At 63.3% G+C, this 3,279-nt stretch carries 4 protein-coding genes; 1 reads left to right on the forward strand and 3 read right to left on the reverse strand.

The genetic code is table 11. The features are described 5' to 3' along the window. Positions 1-187 (forward strand): hypothetical protein (locus EN969_RS35590; protein WP_206525210.1); only part of this gene is annotated, 187 nt, incomplete at its 5' end. Positions 188-269: 82 nt separating this feature from the next. On the opposite strand, the gene prmC is transcribed toward EN969_RS35590, so the two are convergent. The 3 genes from prmC to EN969_RS23215 all read right to left on the reverse strand — a co-directional run. Next, positions 270-1,142 carry a peptide chain release factor N(5)-glutamine methyltransferase gene (prmC, locus tag EN969_RS23205; RefSeq protein WP_063169067.1) on the reverse strand — a complete coding sequence of 291 codons (873 nt, stop codon included), beginning with the start codon at positions 1,140-1,142 and terminating at the stop codon, positions 270-272. Beyond that, positions 1,135-2,214, reverse strand: a complete 1,080-nt coding sequence (gene prfA, locus EN969_RS23210; protein ID WP_013529461.1) for a peptide chain release factor 1 — start codon at positions 2,212-2,214, stop codon at positions 1,135-1,137. Before prfA ends, prmC begins: the two co-directional genes overlap by 8 nt. 10 nt (positions 2,215-2,224) lie before the next feature. Beyond that, positions 2,225-3,279, reverse strand: a 1,055-nt coding sequence (locus EN969_RS23215; RefSeq protein WP_348632412.1) for a putative PEP-binding protein, incomplete at its 5' end; no start/stop codon positions are given.

Raw genomic sequence — 3,279 nt, forward strand, 5'->3', positions numbered from 1 at the left:
CTTCACGAACGGAGGCGCTCATGCAGCCAGCCGTTTCGTCTCTTCACCGGCGTTCGCCCGCATCGATTGCGTTGGCGCCACGTGTCATCCTGTTCCGGTTACATCACTTGCCGGACGATTCCCGCACGAAGCTTGGGCATCGTTTGCGCAAGAAGGCAGCTATTTCCAAGGAAAACCGAATCGCTAAGAGCACTGCCTGCTTCGTCTCATCCGGTTAAGGCGACCCTAGCCGCATTCCCCGGCATTGCCAAGCGCTTTTTTGCACTGCGTCAAGGCTTTATCCTTTCAAAGACAATAACCCTGTCGTTTCCACCGAGGTCACGGAAAACACTGCCCGGCACGTAGCCGGCTGCAGTGAATATCTCGCAGACCTCGTTGCGTTGCGTATGGCCGATCTCGACCGCAATTCTGCCTTCAATTTCCAAAAACCTTGCCGCTTCCGCAGCGATGGTTCTGTAGGGGTTCAGACCGTCCGCGCCGCCATCCAGGGCTAGGCGCGGGTCGAAATTGCGGACTTCGTCCTGCAGATTTCCAATGTCTTCGGAAGATATATAGGGAGGGTTTGCGACAATTACATGGTACCGGCCGGAAACTTTTTCGAACCAGTCCGACTGCAGCGCCGTGAACCGGCCCGCAAGACCAAGTTGCCCGGCATTGCGGGCCGCCGTCGCCAGCGCACCCGCGGACAGATCGACGCCGGTGGCATTAGCCGTCGGCACGACGCTGAGCAGCGCCAGCGCAATGGCGCCGGTGCCGGTGCCAAGATCGAGGATGCGACACTCGCCTTCCTGCGTCGCAACCGCCTTGACGAAGGGCAATATCGCCTCGACCAGCGTTTCGGTATCCGGCCGCGGTTCCAGCGTTTCCGGCGACAGCGCCAGGCGCAAACCGTAGAATTCACGATAGCCGAGGATGCGATGCACAGGTTCGCCGCCGGCGCGGCGTCTCAACGCGGCATCGATTTCGGCAACAGCGCCGGCGCCGACCCTGCGTTCGGGGTCCGCAATGGCTTGCGTGCGCGTCGTGCCCGAAAAATGCTCGACGATCAGCCTCGCATCGAGCGCCGGGTCGTCGACGGTGCTGCCGAGCCGAGCCCGCGCTTCCCGCAGCAGCGGCCCGAGCGCGTTGGGCAGGTCAGTCATCGATGCCGATGTCGGCGAGCAGCTTGGACTGATGATCGGCGATCAGCGCGTTGATGATCTCGTCGAGTTCGCCCATCATCACCCGGTCGAGCTTGTAGAGCGTCAAATTGATGCGATGGTCGGTGACGCGCCCTTGCGGGAAATTATAGGTGCGGATGCGTTCCGAGCGGTCACCGGAGCCGACCTGTGACTTGCGCGATTCGGAGCGCTCCTCGTCAGCCTTGCCGCGTTCGAGATCATAGAGGCGGGCGCGCAGGATCTGCATCGCCTTGGCGCGGTTCTGGTGCTGCGATTTCTCAGCCTGCACGACCATGATGCCGGTCGGCAGATGGGTGATGCGGACGGCCGAATCGGTGGTGTTGACGTGCTGGCCGCCCGAACCCGAGGCGCGCATCGTGTCGATGCGGATGTCTTCGGCCCTGATGTCGATGTCGACCTCTTCGGCCTCGGGCAGCACCGCGACGGTTGCCGCCGACGTGTGGATGCGCCCGCTGGCCTCGGTCGCCGGCACGCGCTGCACGCGATGCACGCCGGATTCGAATTTCAGATGCGCAAAGACGCCCTTGCCCGACACCGTGGCGATGATTTCCTTGTAGCCGCCGGCATCGCCATCGCTGGCCGAGGCGGTCTCGAAACGCCAGCCGCGTTCGGCGGCGTAGCGTTCGTACATGCGAAACAGGTCGCCGGCGAAAAGCGCGGCCTCATCGCCGCCGGTGCCGGCGCGGATTTCGAGAATGGCGTTCTTGTCGTCGGCGGCATCCCTGGGCAACAGCAGGATCTGAATGTCCTTCTGCAGCGCCTCGATGCGGTCCTCGACCCCTGGCAGCTCGGCCTCGGCCAGCGCCCGCATCTCGGCGTCGGTGCCCCTGTCGGCAAGCATGGCTTCGAGGTCGGCCTGTTCATGCTCGGCCGCGCGCAGCGCCCTGACCTTGGCCACCATGTCCTGGATTTCGGCATATTCGGACGCCATGCGCACATAGGCGTCCGGCGCCGGGCCGGCCGACATCTGCGCTTCGAGCATCTCGAAACGCTTGACGACTTGATCCATACGATCGCGGGGCAAATTGACCATGATGAGGCTGCTATAACGGGATCGAACGGTCGTCGGCAAAGGCCTGCAGCAGCGCCCGCATCGGCAGGCCCTGTGCCGGAGCCATCAGATTGTCGTCGAAAAACGCCTTCAATTCGTCCAGCGGCAGTTCCGTCAGCATCGCCTTGACCGGCCCGATCGAGGCCGGCGACATCGAGATCGAGCGGAAACCGAGTCCGATCAACGCCATCGCCGAGATCGGCTTGCCGGCGAGTTCGCCGCATAGCGTCACCGGCGTGTGATTGCGGACGCCGGCATCGGCGATCTGCTTGAGGACGCGCAAGAAGGGTGCCGACAGCGTGTCGAAGCGGTTGGCCAGTTGCGTGTTGCCGCGGTCGACGGCCATGACGAACTGGAACAAATCGTTCGAACCGACCGAGACGAAATCGACCGCTTTCATCAATTCATCGAGCTGGAACAGCAGCGACGGCACTTCAAGCATCGCCCCCAGCTTCAGGCTGGTCGGCAAATGATGGGCAAAGCGCGACAAATGCCGCACCTCGCGGTCGATGATCTCGCGTGCCTGGGTGATCTCGCCGAGTTCGGTCACCATCGGCAGCATCAGCTTCAGCTCACGCCCGCCGCTGGCCTTGAGCAAAGCGCGTATCTGGGTGCGCAGCAGGCCCGGCCGGTCGAGCGTCAGGCGGATCGCCCGCCAGCCAAGCGCCGGGTTCTCTTCCTGGATCGCGCCCTTGAAATAGGGCAGCACCTTGTCGCCGCCAATGTCGATGGTGCGGAAGGTGACGGGCTTGCCGCGCGCCGCTTCGAGCACGTCGCGGTAGAGCTTTTCCTGGGCCTCGGCCCGGGGAAAGGTGGAAGCGACCATGAATTGCAATTCGGTGCGGAACAGACCGATGCCGGCCGCACCCGCTTCGGCAAGCTGCGGCAGGTCGACGGCGAGACCGGCATTCATCAGCAAATCGACCTGGACACCATCCCTGGTCGTCGACGGCTTCTTGCGCAGTTCGCGGTAGACCTCTTGCCGGCGCGCCCTGAAACGCACTTTTTCGGCATAAGCGGCCTCGAGATCGGGCTGCGGCCGTAAAT

This window comes from Mesorhizobium sp. M7A.F.Ca.CA.003.01.2.1, assembly GCF_003998945.1.
Lineage (GTDB): Bacteria > Pseudomonadota > Alphaproteobacteria > Rhizobiales > Rhizobiaceae > Mesorhizobium > Mesorhizobium ciceri.

Excerpts from the sequence above, each read along its gene's own strand:
- prfA (WP_013529461.1), bottom strand. The coding sequence starts at position 2,214 with ATGGTCAATTTGCCCCGCGATCGTATGGATCAAGTCGTCAAGCGTTTC.
- prmC (WP_063169067.1), bottom strand. The coding sequence starts at position 1,142 with ATGACTGACCTGCCCAACGCGCTCGGGCCGCTGCTGCGGGAAGCGCGG.